General features: G+C 34.5%; 16 protein-coding genes. 10 read left to right on the forward strand and 6 right to left on the reverse strand.

Annotated elements, in window-relative coordinates; translation table 11 throughout:
- The 9 genes from AC6H33_RS10195 to AC6H33_RS10235 all read left to right on the forward strand — a co-directional run bounded on the left by AC6H33_RS10195 (position 1) and on the right by AC6H33_RS10235 (position 11,008).
- Positions 1–2,094 (forward strand): nitrate- and nitrite sensing domain-containing protein, encoded by a 2,094-nt coding sequence (locus AC6H33_RS10195; protein ID WP_497604781.1) that lies wholly within the window; start codon positions 1–3, stop codon positions 2,092–2,094.
- Between the two features lies 1 nt (position 2,095).
- Entirely contained in the window at positions 2,096–4,426 is a 2,331-nt protein-coding gene (locus AC6H33_RS10200) for an ATP-binding protein (protein WP_497604782.1), read from the forward strand.
- On the forward strand, positions 4,423–5,205 hold the full coding sequence (locus AC6H33_RS10205; protein ID WP_497604783.1) for an HDOD domain-containing protein: 783 nt from the start codon (positions 4,423–4,425) through the stop codon (positions 5,203–5,205). Before AC6H33_RS10200 ends, AC6H33_RS10205 begins: the two co-directional genes overlap by 4 nt.
- A 60-nt stretch (positions 5,206–5,265) precedes the next feature.
- Positions 5,266–5,952, forward strand: coding sequence for a tetratricopeptide repeat protein (locus tag AC6H33_RS10210; RefSeq protein ID WP_497604784.1), 687 nt, complete (start codon positions 5,266–5,268; stop codon positions 5,950–5,952).
- Between the two features lie 34 nt (positions 5,953–5,986).
- Positions 5,987–6,220 carry a hypothetical protein gene (locus tag AC6H33_RS10215; protein ID WP_497604785.1) on the forward strand — a complete coding sequence of 78 codons (234 nt, stop codon included), beginning with the start codon at positions 5,987–5,989 and terminating at the stop codon, positions 6,218–6,220.
- On the forward strand, positions 6,213–6,497 hold the full coding sequence (locus AC6H33_RS10220; protein ID WP_497604786.1) for a type II toxin-antitoxin system RelE/ParE family toxin: 285 nt from the start codon (positions 6,213–6,215) through the stop codon (positions 6,495–6,497). Before AC6H33_RS10215 ends, AC6H33_RS10220 begins: the two co-directional genes overlap by 8 nt.
- 3 nt (positions 6,498–6,500) lie before the next feature.
- Positions 6,501–7,112 (forward strand): riboflavin synthase, encoded by a 612-nt coding sequence (gene ribE / locus AC6H33_RS10225; RefSeq protein WP_497604787.1) that lies wholly within the window; start codon positions 6,501–6,503, stop codon positions 7,110–7,112.
- The gene (recQ, locus tag AC6H33_RS10230; protein ID WP_497604788.1) at positions 7,112–8,887 is read left to right on the forward strand and encodes a DNA helicase RecQ; all 1,776 of its coding nucleotides are present in this window, start codon (positions 7,112–7,114) and stop codon (positions 8,885–8,887) included. The genes ribE and recQ overlap by 1 nt, the downstream gene beginning before the upstream one ends.
- A 72-nt stretch (positions 8,888–8,959) precedes the next feature.
- Complete coding sequence (locus AC6H33_RS10235; RefSeq protein WP_497604789.1) at positions 8,960–11,008, forward strand: methyl-accepting chemotaxis protein; 2,049 nt, start codon at positions 8,960–8,962, stop codon at positions 11,006–11,008.
- On the opposite strand, the gene AC6H33_RS10240 is transcribed toward AC6H33_RS10235, so the two are convergent.
- The 3 genes from AC6H33_RS10240 to AC6H33_RS10250 all read right to left on the reverse strand — a co-directional run bounded on the left by AC6H33_RS10240 (position 10,998) and on the right by AC6H33_RS10250 (position 12,422).
- Positions 10,998–11,777 (reverse strand): tRNA (5-methylaminomethyl-2-thiouridine)(34)-methyltransferase MnmD, encoded by a 780-nt coding sequence (locus AC6H33_RS10240; RefSeq protein ID WP_497604790.1) that lies wholly within the window; start codon positions 11,775–11,777, stop codon positions 10,998–11,000. The genes AC6H33_RS10235 and AC6H33_RS10240 overlap by 11 nt on opposite strands.
- A gap of 164 nt (positions 11,778–11,941) precedes the next feature.
- Entirely contained in the window at positions 11,942–12,184 is a 243-nt protein-coding gene (locus tag AC6H33_RS10245) for a hypothetical protein (RefSeq protein ID WP_497604791.1), read from the reverse strand.
- A gap of 28 nt (positions 12,185–12,212) precedes the next feature.
- On the reverse strand, positions 12,213–12,422 hold the full coding sequence (locus AC6H33_RS10250; protein WP_497604792.1) for a hypothetical protein: 210 nt from the start codon (positions 12,420–12,422) through the stop codon (positions 12,213–12,215).
- A gap of 110 nt (positions 12,423–12,532) precedes the next feature.
- On the opposite strand from AC6H33_RS10250, the gene AC6H33_RS10255 reads away from it, so the two are divergent.
- Entirely contained in the window at positions 12,533–13,120 is a 588-nt protein-coding gene (locus AC6H33_RS10255) for an Abi family protein (RefSeq protein WP_497604793.1), read from the forward strand.
- Between the two features lie 34 nt (positions 13,121–13,154).
- Here the strand turns inward: AC6H33_RS10255 and AC6H33_RS10260 are convergent, their stop codons facing one another.
- The 3 genes from AC6H33_RS10260 to luxS are packed head-to-tail and all read right to left on the reverse strand — an operon-like array spanning position 13,155 to position 14,452.
- Positions 13,155–13,640: a hypothetical protein gene (locus AC6H33_RS10260; RefSeq protein WP_497604794.1), complete on the reverse strand. Its 486-nt coding sequence runs from the start codon at positions 13,638–13,640 to the stop codon at positions 13,155–13,157.
- A 2-nt stretch (positions 13,641–13,642) separates the two neighbouring features.
- Positions 13,643–13,945 (reverse strand): hypothetical protein, encoded by a 303-nt coding sequence (locus tag AC6H33_RS10265; protein WP_497604795.1) that lies wholly within the window; start codon positions 13,943–13,945, stop codon positions 13,643–13,645.
- 3 nt (positions 13,946–13,948) lie between these two features.
- On the reverse strand, positions 13,949–14,452 hold the full coding sequence (gene luxS / locus AC6H33_RS10270) for an S-ribosylhomocysteine lyase (protein WP_497604796.1): 504 nt from the start codon (positions 14,450–14,452) through the stop codon (positions 13,949–13,951).
- Between the last annotated feature and the right edge of the window lie 130 nt (positions 14,453–14,582).

Consider the following 14,582-nt stretch of genomic DNA (forward strand, 5'->3'; position numbering starts at 1 on the left):
ATGAATTTTTTAAATATCAGATACAAACTTCTCTTTTTATCTATCGTTCCTACGCTCTTAACTCTGTTGCTATTTTTTATGATTCTATCACAGAGCCTAAGTGAAAAAAATAATTTTGAACTTACAAAAGGGTATATCTTAGAATCAATAGCAATTTCAAAAGTTGTTCATGCCATGCAGACAGAGAGAGGCGTAAGCAGTGGTTTTTTAGCAAAAAATGAACTAGATAAGCAAGATACAAAACTCCTACTAGCAAGAGATGCCCTAAACAAGGCGCTAGATGATGCAAAATATATATACCAGAAGAAGCAACTCAAAGATAAAACTATATTAAATCTGCTCAATGAACTAGATGCCACAAGAAAAGATATGGATTTAAAGAGTAAGTCCATATCTTATATAAAAGAGTATTACTCTCAAAAAATAGAGTTACTTCTAAATTATGTTGCAACTATCCCAACTTTTATGGACGATAGAGAAAACAGAAACTTTGTACAAGCATTAGTTTATCTCTCTAATGCCAAAGAGTCTCTTGGAATTATCCGAGCTACTCTAAATAAAGTTTTTATAGAAAATGAGCTTACAGGAGATGATAATTCAACTGTTGAGGAATTTTTAAAAAACTACAATCGTAATATCTCTGCATTTAAAAATAGCATCTCTAGTGAGTTTTTAAATGAGTTTGAAGAGCTTTTTAAGGGCAAGAGCATAGATAATACATTTGCAATAATTGAACTTACAATGGCTAACTCAAACAATAAAAAAGATTTTGCAACAAATCCAGACTATTGGTTTGATGAAGCCTCTCAAACTATAAATCTTTTAAATGATGTTGAAAATGCTCTATTTCATGACATAAGTAACATTATCGATGAGAAACTAAATGCTATTTTTTATAAATTAGCTCTGATTGTTATACTCTCAACTATTGGAATTATTGCGCTTATAAGCATAACTCTTAATTTTGTAAAAAATATTTTAGCTTCTACAACCAAACTAAATGAAGAGTTCTCAAACTCACAATCTCTGCTTGAGCAGTACAAATCAAGCGTAGATAGAAGTTTTATAGTCTCCAAAACAGACAAGCACGGAATAATTACATATGTAAATGATGAGTTTTGCAAGATTTCTGGATACTCAAGAGATGAACTACTAGGAAAATCTCACAACATAATAAGGCACCCTGATGTTGATGCAGAAGTTTTTAAAGAGTTGTGGCACACCATAAAAGATAAGAAAGAGCCTTGGTTTGGAGAGATACAAAACAGAGCAAAAGATAAAACAGTATATTGGACAAAAGCAATCATAAACCCAATACTCGACTCAAATCAAAATATAATTGAGTATATCGGAATAAGAACAGATGTCACAGAGCTAGAAAATGCAATGATAGCAGCCCTTAGTGCAGAAAAAGCAAAAAGTCTATTTTTAGCAACCATGAGCCATGAGCTTAGAACTCCATTAAATGCAGTTATAGGTTTCTCTCAAATCTTAATGGCTAAGAGTGATATGCCACAAGAAAATATAAGACTATTTGTAGAAAAAATTCACGCTTCTGGAAAGCATCTGCTAAATATAGTAAACAATATTTTGGACTTCTCCAAGATAGAATCAGGCAAGATAGAGCTTAACAAAAAAGATATCTCTTTGGAAGATCTTGTAAAAGATACTATCTTACTTTTAGAGAATGAGGCTCTTAAAAAAGAGATAAAAATCACAACTGATTATTTTTCAAACATCACTATAAATGGTGATGAGCAACTCTTAAAACAGGTTATTTTAAATATTTTGTCAAATGCCATCAAGTTTTCAAATCAAAACTCAACAGTTGCCTTATCATACGAAGAGGATGAGAAAAACCATATCATAAAGATATGTGATAGTGGAGTTGGACTCTCACAAGAGCAGATAGAAAAACTATTTTTACCATTCTCACAGATACAAGAACATCAAAATAGTGCTATCAAAGGCACAGGATTAGGGCTTGTAATATCTCAAAAAATAGCAGAACTTCATAATGGAGTGATAGAAGTAACAAGTCAAGAAGCAAAAGGTAGCTGTTTTTATATAAAATTACCAATCACAAAGGCATAAAATGGGCAACTCTCTAGAATTAATCATAAAAAATTTCAACATAACAGAGCAAGTCTTATCAGATAGAAAAAGCATAGGTCTTTATGTGGAGTCTCTGTCCTCTTTGATAGTAGATAAAATTTATGACTATTTTTTATCAAATGCAGATTTTGCAAAACTTATTGACCCTAAAGACATTCCTATACTAAAGAGAATAAGGGCGCAGTTTATTGTTTCACTCTTTAATGATGATTTTGATGAGGCACTTTTTGAGAAGATAAAACAAGCCTATAAGGACTCTCCAGTTAGACCAAACAGTTACTTAATAGCTTTATCTTTTGAGCTCATTATGCAATCTATCATAGATATCGCCTCGGTAAATCATCAGCTGCAAAGAGGCTTAAAAACTATATATAAATTTTTGCATATCGCTGAATTTATCATGCAAAAAGAGTTTATAAATGATAATACTCAAAAGGCAACTAGTTCAAAAAATGCTCTTATTGACGCACTTGAGTCTCTTTTTGAAATGTTATCTATACACAAAAGCAAACATGAACTTCTGCTTGAATATTATGAAAACAGCCTTTTGGACACTAACAGCAAAATAAAACTTCCATCAAACGATGTTTTATCATGCAGATTTCATGAGACTACCTCTAATATAAAAAATTTGGTTTTAGATATGGATTACTTTAGTGTAGATATCTCTGCCATTGATGAGTTGCATCAAAAATACCACCAAGACGTAGGTGATTTATATAGCGCTATTGATAAAAATTTGTCAAAAGATGCACAACAAGAGTACCTAAACAAAACAATCCAAACATCTCAAAAACTCTTTGAGTACATCAACAAACCATTTGAAAAAGTATCATCACTAACCTTTTTAGTCGTCAATGGCGGTATGCGCTTTATGCAACAGTATGGTTATATTTTAAATGAAACTAAATTTATCCCTTTTGATGAACCACAAGAGATATGCTCTTACATCCAAAACATACTAAAAGAGTCCTTGCAAGGCTCTCTTTCATGGGCAGTTGATTCATACAGTGTAACTACTAAAGAAAATATGACAAACGGTGATATCTCTGAGAAAATAGTTTTTAATAACGCAACAATATTTATAACTTTAAATATTAAACAAATTCCGTATAACTCGTTTATTTTTGATATTTTACATATTTTCTTAGAGATTTTAAAAATCACACTCATCAACAGAGAAAAAGAGCATAAACTCACCGTTTTTGCCGATAAAGCAGAGTCTGCAAATCGTTCAAAAGATATGTTTTTGGCAAATATGTCACATGAGTTACGAACTCCATTAAATGCAATAATAGGCTTTTCGCAAATACTTCAAACAAGAGAAGAGATACCGCAAAATATGCGCTCTTACATAGAAAAAATATCCATAGCTGGAAATAATCTGCTAAACCTTGTAAATACCATTTTAGATTTTGCGAAACTTGAAGCTGGAAAGTTCTCCTACCATCCAAAGATGACACTTATATCAGACATTGTAAAAGAGATTTCAATCATAATCTCTCCCCTTGCTGAGGCAAAAAACATCTCTTTGGTTATGCCATCAGATATATCTTTGGCACTTTTTATAGATGTACAACTTATGAAACAATCACTCATAAACATACTATCAAATGCAATCAAATTTACTCCAAATGACGGAGAGGTTACATTTTCTATAATGTTTGACAAGCAAAGAAATCAGTATGTTTTATCTATCTGCGATAATGGTGTTGGAATGAGTAAAGAGTCTATATCACAACTCTTTACGCCATTTACGCAGATAGACAACCATCTTCAAGTTGCTTCAAAAGGGACAGGGCTAGGTCTTGTTATAACTAAGAAAATAGTAGAAGATTTACATGGTGGCAATATCTGGGTAGAGAGTACTATTGATGAGGGAAGCTGTTTTTATATTGCTATCCCTATACAAACTGAATTAACAAAAGTTGAAATTTTTGCTTCAAAAAACAGTGATAATGAAAAACTCCTTATCGTCGAAGATAGTGAGGAGTATGTAAAAATCTTAGTTGAGAAACTTCTTCCATACTACAACATTACAGTTAGTAACTCCATAAACAAAGCAAAAGAGCTTTTAGAAAAAAATGAGTATGACAAGATGATACTCGACTTTTTCCTAATTGATGGCATCTGCTCAGAGGTTCTATTTTTTATGGAAAGCAAAGAGATACAAACCCCAGCTTACATCATTTCAGCGGAAGATGATTTCAAGATAGTTGAACATCTTCAAGAATCCAGCAATATCATGGGTGTATTTAACAAAAGAGATACTGTTCTTATCTGCGATACGATTAAAGGGGAGAGTGAGTGAACAAGATAACTATTCCAGACTCATTCCCAAATCTTCCCTCCTCTGTAAAAAAGATACAAAAATTGTTCTCTTCACATGAGATAGATGTGCCTTTGCTAGTTAACGCTCTAAAAGAAGAGCCTCTCTTGAGTGCAAATATCTTAAAGCTTGTAAACTCCCCATATTACGGCTTAAAGGGCAGTGTGGCTTCCATTGAACATGGTGTTGCACTGCTTGGAGTAACTGTTGTCAGAGGCATTATTATGGCTACGGTTTTAAAAAAATCTTTTCCTCTGGATTTGTCAGTTTATGGCATCTCTATTGAAGAGTTTGACAAAATATGCATCTTGCGAACAAGATTTTTAAAGGTGTGGCTAAAAGATGAAAATCTGGACATCCAAACACTATCTTCAGTAGCTTTTTTAATGGAGAGCGGAAAAATAATAACTTCAAATGAGATAGTAAAAAATCAGCTAAGCTCTGATTTTTTAGAATTTTGGCAAAAAAGCTCTATTTTGGAAGCAGAAAAAGAGTTCTTTGGTTCTGATAGTTATGAGATAGCATCTCTGTTATTTGAAGAGTGGGAGTTTGAGACGAGTTTTGTAAAACTAATCTCAAATGTACAAAACCACTCAACAATGGAGCAAAAAATCCTGCATATCATCTGCGCTTCTATAAGTGTTGAAGGTATTTTAGAAGAGAAAAATATCACATTAGCAATAGAGCTGATAAATGAGTATGGGTTTGAACAAGAAAAGTTTACACAGGCAGTTAAAACATTCACAAAAGAGACTCTTTAGCCCAATTTTATCAATTTTTAGTATTATTTGCACAATATATTTTAAAGATGGTTTACACAAATGATAAAAAAAGCTCACGACGCATATAACAACAAAGATTTTGAGAGTGCATTTAAACTCTACACACAACTCTCAGACGAGGGAAATGCCGATGCTATGGCATCTTTGGGTTACATGTACCAAAATGCGCAGGGGTGTGATATAGATGAAGAAAAAGCTCTCTCTCTTTACGAGAGAGCCGCTGAACTTAAACAGCCTTATGCTCTTTATAATTTAGGAATTTTATATATGAACGGTCTTGGCGGAGTAGAGCACGACCAGTTTAAAGCACATGACTTGTTTATGGAAGCTGCAACTAGAGAGGTTGTTCCAGCGATGTATGAGACAGCTCTTATGTTAGAGCGTGGGCTTGGTTGTTTACAAAACTTCTCAGAGGCTGCCTTTTGGTATGAGGAGGGAGCAAAAAGAGCCCATCTAGCCTCTTTTAATAACCTTGGTGTTTTATACAAAGAGGGGCATGGTGTTCATAAAGATGAGGCAAGATGCTTTATATGCTTTAAAAGAGCCGCAGATGGCGGACTTGCAGAGGGATTGTACAATCTTGGGCTACTTTATGACCAAGGTTTTGGATGTGCACAAGATCATGACATGGCACTAGACTTATGTAGAAAAGCCGCTTACAAGGGCCATGCAAAGGCGCAAGAGATTATAAAAGGTCTTCAAGAAGAGGGCAAAATAGTATTTTGATTATGCTACAATTTTAGAAAAAGGAAGAAAAATTATGCAAATAGCTATAGATGTGAACGATAATGATATTGCTACAAAAATACTTAATTTTTTAAGTTCTTTTAAACAAGAGATTAAAGTTACTACAAGTATAGATGATATTAATTTTTCTAAAAACAGAGAATCACTTCATAAAATACATAGCAAAGTAATAGAATCTAGAGATAATCTTTGTGAGTTAGATACTAATTTTTGGGATGAAATGGATAGCATAATTAAAAATGCTTAAAAAAGTTGTAGCCAGTAAAGATTTTAAAGACAACCTCTCTCAAATACTTTTGTTTATCTCAAAAGATAGTAAAAATAGAGCCAATATTTTTAAAAATTCTCTCATGAGAGACGCAAATAATCTAATCTTTATGCCATTAAAATTTAGAAAATCTATCTACTTTGAAGATGAGTATATTAGAGATTTTATTTTTAAAGGATATTGTATGCCATATCTTATAAATGAAAAAAATGAAGAGATAATCTTACTCGATATTATAAAATGGGAAGAGAGATAACAAATGTTCACAGGACTCATAAGAGAGATAGCAGATGTTAAAAGTTTGAGCGGAAGTAAACTAAGCATTAGAGCAAAACACAAAGCGTCAATTGGTGACTCTATCGCAATAAATGGGGCATGTTTGACAGTTATAGAGATTTCAAATGATGGTTTTAGTGTTGAGCTATCCCCTGAGAGCCAAAGAGTCTTGGCGATGGATAACTACAAAAACGAAGTTCATATAGAACCAGCCATGATGATGGGCGATAGATTTGAGGGGCATATAGTTCAAGGCCATGTTGACGCTATCGGCGAGATAAAAGAGATAAAAAACAGTGGCAACTCGTATGACGTCTTTATAAAAATAGATAAAAAATTTATCGCATATATCATCCCCAAAGGCTCTATCACAGTTGATGGAATCAGCCTTACTGTAAATGAGGTTTTTGATGATAGCTTCCGTCTAACTATCATTCCCCACACCATGAAAGAGACACTCTTTAGAAACTATAAAAGAGGCTCAAAGGTAAATATAGAGACCGATATGTTTGCCCGTTATGTTGCGCACATCATCTCTCATAAAAAAAACTCTCTCTCATGGGACGAAGTTGACGCTATATCAGCTAGATATTGATGAAATACAAACTACTCAAAGAGAACTTTGGGCATAACAGTTTTAGAGAGCTTCAAGAAGATGGAGTCGATGCCATCTTAAGCTCTCGTGATTTGCTTATGATTTTACCAACAGGCGGTGGAAAATCGCTTGTTTATCAACTCCCTACACTTCTAATGGATGGCATAAGCATAGTTATATCGCCACTTATTGCACTTATGCAAGACCAAGTCTCTTCACTTAGAGCGCAAGGGATGAGTGCGCAGATGATAAGCTCTGCACAAAGCAAAGAGGAGGTAGATGAGATAATCGCCCAAGCGCAAAATGGCGAGTTAAAGTTTTTATATCTCTCTCCTGAGCGTCTAAACAATCAAGCCACAACCACAATGCTTAGAGGGTTAAAGATAAACTTTTTTGTAGTCGATGAAGCGCACTGTATCTCGCAATGGGGACATGAGTTTAGGGATGATTACAGAGCTTTGGGAAACTTAAGAGCAAACTTCCCAAGAGCTCCAATCTGCGCATTTACCGCTACATCAACCAAGCATGTAACCGAGGATATTTTACGGGAGTTGAGATTTCACAATCCGCTTCTTCTAAAAGGGAAAATATTTCGCAAAAACATCTTTATCTCCCTTGAGCGCAGAGTTGCAAATGGATATGAGCAACTTAAAATATTTTTATCAAGACATAAAAATGAGAGCGGAATCATCTACGTAAGCTCAAGAAAAAAGGCAGAGGAGCTAAGTGTCGCTCTAAATAAAAGCGGTTACAAATCTCTTCCATATCACGCAGGTTTGCCTCAACACGTAAGAGAGCAAAACTTCAAAATTTTTGTAAATGACAAGATAAATATCATGGTTGCCACTATCGCTTTTGGAATGGGTATAGATAAGAGCGATATCCGTTTTGTAGCTCATATGTCACTTCCAAAATCGCTAGAGAACTATTATCAAGAGATAGGCAGAGCTGGGCGTGATGGCGATGAAGCAGAGGTTTTGATGCTCTTTAATGCAGCAGACCTTGCCCAACACAAAAGATTTTTAGATGATATACAAAATAGTGAATACAAAGAGCATTTAGGCAAAAAAATAGAGACTATCTACAAATACGCAACGAGTGAAATCTGTTTTCACAAGCAGATAGCTGAGTACTTTGAAGATACACTTGATGAGTGTCTAACTAGATGCGATAACTGCGCAAACTCAAAAGAGATAAGAGAGAGCATAACCAAAGAAGCACAGATGATTTTGAGTGCCATCTACAAAACAGAGCAAAACTTTGGAAAGAACTACATTATAGATATTTTAAGAGGTTCAAAAGAGCAAAAACTCCTAGCAAACAGTGCCGATAAACTCTCTGTTTATGGGATTGGACAGAGCAGAGATAAAAAAGTTTGGTTTGTAATCTTAGAGAGGCTCATAGAGCTAAAGATACTATATCTAGGCGAATTTAGCACTCTCAAGCTCACTCAAGAAGCAGCAGAGATACTAAGAGGCAAAAAAGAGGTTTTAATAAGAGCTTCAAGATTAAATATAAGCGATAAAGCAAAAAAGGTCAAACTTGGAGATGCAGAGGATTTTGATGCAGAGCTCTTTGAGAAACTAAAAATAAAACGCTCACAAATCGCTGGTTTGCTAAATGTTCCAGCCTACATAGTCTTCACAGACAAGGTGCTGAAAAATCTCTCTGTTGCAAAACCAACCGATAAAGAGAGCATGTTGCAAGTAAATGGAGTTGCTGAGAAAAAATTTCAACTCTTTGGGGAACAGTTTTTAGAAGTTTTTAAAAGTTAAAATAAAATATGCCGTATTTTTACAACTACTATGTTAAGATTCACGCTAATTAATATTAATGGAGTCAAAGAAATGAAAAAAATGTCTATAAAAATGCAGGTAATCCTGTTAGTAGTTGCCTCGTTAGCTGTGTTAGCTTTAATATCTACTTCAATAGCTAGTTCAAAAAGCAAAGAAGCGCTTCTTAGTAAAAATATCTCTCAACTATCAAAAGGAAGGGATCTTAAAAAAGCTCAAATTGATAATTTTTTCCAAGCAAAAGTAAAGGATATTGAGGTTCTCTCAAGGTCTAAGGATTTGGCTGAGCTCGCTAGCTCACTTATAAGAGTCCATAATGAACTAGATGTTCAAGGTGAAGATGATTATCCAGTTAAAAACCAGATGGCATTAGCTGAAATTGCTCCTCATGAGGCATATTTTCAAGCTTATATAAAAGATTATGGTTATAGTGATATATTTGTTGTGTGTTCAAAACATGGTCATGTTATGTATACTGCGGCAAAAGAGTCTGACAATGGAGCAAATCTTACTCATGGTTCACTAAAAGATAGCTCTTTGGGCATGGCATACAGAGAAGCCCTAAAAAACAATCGCCCTACTTTTATAGATATGAAGCCTTACGCACCAAGCAACAATGAGCCATCAATGTTTCTATCAACACCTATAAAAGTAGATGGAGAAATTAAAGCTGTTTTAATATTCCAAATCTCAAATAGTGCAATAAGTAAAGTTATGAACTATAGAGAAGCCGAAAGTGCTATAACTCAAGATGACTATCTAGTTGGTACTGACAAACTTATGAGAAGTGATAGCTTCTTAAGAAAAGATACCCACTCAGTAAGAGCATCTTTTGCAAATCCATCTACTGGATCTGCTGATACAGAAGCGACTCGTAACGCTCTTGAAGGAAAAACTGGAAACGTTACATCAGTAGGTTTTGATGGCAGTAGCGTTATATTTTCTTACTCTAGCATTCAAATAGGAGAGGACCTTAAATGGGCTATCATTTCAAGAATAGGTGAAGAGGAGGTTGTAGCATCTGCAAATGAGATAAGAAATACTTTAATCATTGATTCGCTAATCCTGCTTATTATTATTATTGCAATATCAATCTTTGTTGTAAATGTAAGTTTAGTAAAACCTATAGAAAGATTTAAAACCTCTCTTTTAAATATAGGCGATAATAAAAACTTAACTATAAAAGTTGATGAAAATGCACCTTTGGAACTATCACAAATGGCACACAGTTTTAATGCACTTATTTCAACTCTAAAAGACCTCATAGAAACCTCAAAACAATCCTCAAGCGAAAACGCTTCTATCTCTCACGAGCTATCAACTACGGCTATGGGTGTTGGAGAGAGTGTTGAGAAATCTGTAACTATCATAGACGAGGCAACTAAAAAAGCTCAAAACATTAAAGATGAGATTTCACAAGCAATTAGTGATGCTATTGAGAGTAAAAAAGAGATATTAAAAGCAAATGAAAACCTTGACATGGCAAGAGATGAGATAGTCTCTCTTAGTCAAAAAGTTTCACAAAGCGCTCAGCTTGAAGTAGAACTCTCCGATAGAATGCAAACTCTCTCACATGAAGCAAATCAAGTTAAAAATGTTCTTGAAATCATCTCAGATATAGCAGACCAAACAAACCTTCTAGCTCTAAATGCTGCGATTGAAGCAGCTCGTGCTGGTGAGCATGGACGTGGTTTTGCTGTTGTTGCTGATGAAGTACGCAAACTTGCAGAGAGAACTCAAAGAAGCTTAACGGAGATAAATGCAACCATAAATGTAATCGTGCAATCTATCGTTGATGTAAGTGGACAGATGAGCTCAAACTCAGAGGAAGTTCAAGCCTTGGCACAGAGTGCTTCTGATGTCGAGGAGAAGATAAATAACAGCGTTGCCATAGTTGAGGATGCCGTAAGAGCAAGTGATAAAACTGTAAGTGATTTTGAAAAAACTGGTAAAAATGTAGAACATATCGTCTCTCAGGTTACTCAGATAAATGAGATATCTTCAAGAAATGCAAGAAACGTGGAAGAGATTGCAGCAGCAGCTGAACATCTAAACTCTATGACTGATGAACTGCATACTAAACTTGAGACTTTTAGGACGTAAAAGCGCAATCCCTAAATGAAGTAACAGCGGGATTGCACTTCATTTTATGCTCTACATCTACCGCACTAAAAAACTCCAGATCCCCCAGAGATGCAACTGTTGCATCTCTAAAGCCCTCTCCGCTGTTTAAAAAAACATTAAAACCACTCTCCCAAAGAGCCACTCTTATAGGCAGTGCTATTGAGTAAGTTGTAAGAACTCCATCATCTTTTATGATGTTTTTTATATCCATAAAATACTCTTTTGTCCATAACATTGGATTTGCTTTAGGAGAGAAGGCATCTTGAAAAACAACGTCAAATGTTTGCACACTAAACTTTTTTATATACTCTCTTGCATCGCCTAAAAAAAGCTCTATATAAAGATTTTCATCCTCATAAACTCCATTTTGTGACAACTCTTTTATTATCTCTTTGAGTGAATCAAACTCTTTTGGATAAGTAAAATTTACAAGAGATTTAACCAAAGCGCTATCAAGTTCAGGAGAGAATATACGCAGTTTTGAGGTTAGCTTATTTTGTCTATGGTACCAAATAGCGCTAAGCGTGTTAAACCCCAAACCAAAGCAGATATCTAAGATAGTTATCTCTAAAGAGTTCTCTTTTACTTTAAAAGCTGGAATAACATGCTTAAGAAGTGATTCAACAAGCGCACCATCCTTTGTAGAGTGATAATGTTCGCCATACTCTTTTGAGTACGCCGTATAGCTCCCATCTTCACTTAAAACTATTGAGTGGAGTTTATCGTTAAAATTTTTTATACACTTCATCTTGGTTTTTATTCAATTCTATCTTGTAAGTTTATGGGATTTCTACTTGTATGGAAGATAGCTAAAATCATAATAATATCTTCCTATTTTTCATATATCACGATATATGGAAATGTATCCATTAAAGCTTTTTGTGCTTTGGCATGTAGTTTAATTTGCATAAACTATCTTATTAAATCGCTCTTTACTTCTTCCCAAGAACGACCCATTGTTCTATTATTATGAAACGATGAAATTCTTAAATCTAATTCCATTTTTTGTTCCATTGAAAGTTCTAAATTTTTATTGTCTATTGAAAAATCTTTTATATTATTATCTACTATAAACTTTAACGCCTTCATAACCTCATCTTTTGAATGATGAAAAAACTGTTCTATCTTCGGCTCTTCAATTGCTAATTGCATCATAATGAACTCCTTTATTGGTACTATTATATCATTTTAGCAGTGGCTCAACTTGTGTGAAAAACATTTTGTTCTGGTATGAGCTTACTTTAACGGGTATTTTTACATTTAGCCCCTCTTTTAAGAGTGTCACATCTTGAGAGTCCGTGATTTTTACTTGCTGTATCTCTACACCGCCATCGTCTTTTTTATTTTTTTTAAAATGGTAGAATATCGGAGCTTTATATAATATGTATAACATTATGTAAGTGAAGAAAGAGTGGGGATTAGAATAAAATTCAATAACCCTTGGCTACACCTCAAGGATGTAGGCTTACAAGGGAATTACCCCAAAATTATAGGGAAATGGGAATGAAAGATAGCTTAATAAATCAATTTATATCAAAGGAGAGGTTTGGAAGCTACAAGAGTGTAGATGAGTATATGGAGAATTTAACCTTCTCTAAAAACTCTTATATTCCTTTGTCTGTGCTTGAGATTACTCTTCGCAATGCTATAAATAACTTTTTGAGTGTTAAAGTTGGAACTTACTGGTATGAAGATGCAAACTTCCTTACAAAAGACAGTATCAGAAAGATAGAAGAAGCCAAAAATGTACTTCAAAACAGAAGAGAGAGTGTCTCAAAAAACAAAATTATTGCAGAGCTCTCCCTCGGCTTCTGGGTAAACCTCTTCAAAAAGCCTTATGATAAAAAATTGCGTATCAATGAACTAAAGAGAATTTTCCCAAATCTGCCGAGCGCCAAAGAAAAACTTATCAACAGAGAAGTGCTCTATAGAGAACTTAACCATATACGCAATTTTCGTAACAGAGTGTTTCACTATGAAAAAGTTATAAATAAAAATAATTACAACAGTGTTCATGATGAGATATTTGAGATACTTTCTTATTTTGATAGTGAATTAAAAAGGTTTGCAGATGCTACAAATCGCATATAGTTTAAGCCATAGATTATGCTAGTACATAAAAACACTACAACCCATTACCCCACATATGCATCTTTTTAGCGATTAGCAAATCGTATCCTTCGACTGCTTCTATCGTGTTTGGGGCTCTAAATTCAAAATCTTCGAGTTGCTTTACTACCTTATCTATATCTAAGATGCCTTTTTTTTCCATAATGATTATGTTTGCGGTGTTTGCAAGGGTAAGATAAGATAGCTTTAGGAGCATCTCTTGGTTTTGATGAAGATGAAATATATCTTTAAGAAGTACTGCATCATGGTCTCTTGGGAGTGCTCTAAAAGGTGTTTTAAAATCATTTATATATTGAACTCTAGCGCTTATCTCATCAAGACTTTGTTCATTTGTGCCATAGAGAGCTAGGTTAAACTCTCCGCCAACACCTTGCATCATATCGCTAAAGAGTTTGCTTATCTCATCCGTTGTTGTCGTAACCTCAAGGTAGTGATTCCCAGGGAGAGGCTTGAAAATAGCTCTGAAATGCTCTAAAGACATATTTAGTACGCTAACTCATTTAGCTCTTTAAAGAGATACGCTTCTACTATATCTTCTACGCTTCGTTGTGTATGCGCTACTAAAACCATCATATTTTGCTCCATAAATGGCCAAACATACTCATTGTCATTTTTTACTACCGCAACTTGACTTAGATTTTCAAAAGCATCTTTATCGCTGTTGTGAGAGACCTCTTTCATTCTGCCCTCCTCTACAAAGAGCTGAGTCCACACAACAACATCATTTATAGCAACGATTTTTGCCTCTTCTATATCATCGCTATCCATTGGAATTAAAATGTACATCGCTTATCCTATCTTTGATTCATCAAGAGTAAGGGCATCATTATCCATAACACCGATGCCTCGCTCTATCACTTTAGAAGCTATATCTTTTGCATCGCTAAGTGAGTGCATCTTATAAGTTCCGCACTGATAGATATTTAACTCTGGAATATCTTTTTGCTCTTTAACGCCCAAAATATCCTGCATTGAAGCGCTCCACGCATCTGCTACCCTCTTCTCATCTGGAGTACCGATAAGGCTCATATAAAAACCTGTACGACAACCCATTGGAGAGATGTCGATTATCTCAACATCATTAGAGTTCAAGTGGTCTCTCATAAAACCTGCAAAAAGGTGCTCCAGTGTGTGAATTCCCTCTTGAGATAGAACTTCTTTATTTGGTTGAACAAATCTCAAATCAAATACTGTAATATCATCACCCTTTGGTGTCTTCATCCCTTTAGCACGGCGAACGGCTGGGGCTGGCATAATCGTATGATCAACTTTAAAACTATCTAATAGTGGCATATAAATTCCTTGTATTTTTGGCTTATTGTAGCGTTTTTATAAAAATAACATCTCAAAGAAGTGTTAAATTACTACACTACATATGATAAAATAGCCCAAATAAAGATTTATAAAATATTGCTCTTAGGAA

This window comes from Sulfurimonas limnophila (assembly GCF_059705345.1).

Coding starts and splice junctions, on each gene's coding strand:
- AC6H33_RS10215 (WP_497604785.1), top strand. CDS start 5,987: ATGCAAATAGCTATAGATGTGAACGATAATGATATTGCTACAAAAATA.
- AC6H33_RS10210 (WP_497604784.1), top strand. CDS start 5,266: ATGATAAAAAAAGCTCACGACGCATATAACAACAAAGATTTTGAGAGT.
- AC6H33_RS10195 (WP_497604781.1), top strand. CDS start 1: ATGAATTTTTTAAATATCAGATACAAACTTCTCTTTTTATCTATCGTT.
- AC6H33_RS10240 (WP_497604790.1), bottom strand. CDS start 11,777: ATGAAGTGTATAAAAAATTTTAACGATAAACTCCACTCAATAGTTTTA.
- AC6H33_RS10260 (WP_497604794.1), bottom strand. CDS start 13,640: ATGTCTTTAGAGCATTTCAGAGCTATTTTCAAGCCTCTCCCTGGGAAT.
- ribE (WP_497604787.1), top strand. CDS start 6,501: ATGTTCACAGGACTCATAAGAGAGATAGCAGATGTTAAAAGTTTGAGC.
- AC6H33_RS10250 (WP_497604792.1), bottom strand. CDS start 12,422: ATGTTATACATATTATATAAAGCTCCGATATTCTACCATTTTAAAAAA.
- AC6H33_RS10200 (WP_497604782.1), top strand. CDS start 2,096: ATGGGCAACTCTCTAGAATTAATCATAAAAAATTTCAACATAACAGAG.
- AC6H33_RS10245 (WP_497604791.1), bottom strand. CDS start 12,184: ATGATGCAATTAGCAATTGAAGAGCCGAAGATAGAACAGTTTTTTCAT.
- AC6H33_RS10265 (WP_497604795.1), bottom strand. CDS start 13,945: ATGTACATTTTAATTCCAATGGATAGCGATGATATAGAAGAGGCAAAA.
- AC6H33_RS10255 (WP_497604793.1), top strand. CDS start 12,533: ATGAAAGATAGCTTAATAAATCAATTTATATCAAAGGAGAGGTTTGGA.
- recQ (WP_497604788.1), top strand. CDS start 7,112: ATGAAATACAAACTACTCAAAGAGAACTTTGGGCATAACAGTTTTAGA.
- luxS (WP_497604796.1), bottom strand. CDS start 14,452: ATGCCACTATTAGATAGTTTTAAAGTTGATCATACGATTATGCCAGCC.
- AC6H33_RS10220 (WP_497604786.1), top strand. CDS start 6,213: ATGCTTAAAAAAGTTGTAGCCAGTAAAGATTTTAAAGACAACCTCTCT.
- AC6H33_RS10235 (WP_497604789.1), top strand. CDS start 8,960: ATGAAAAAAATGTCTATAAAAATGCAGGTAATCCTGTTAGTAGTTGCC.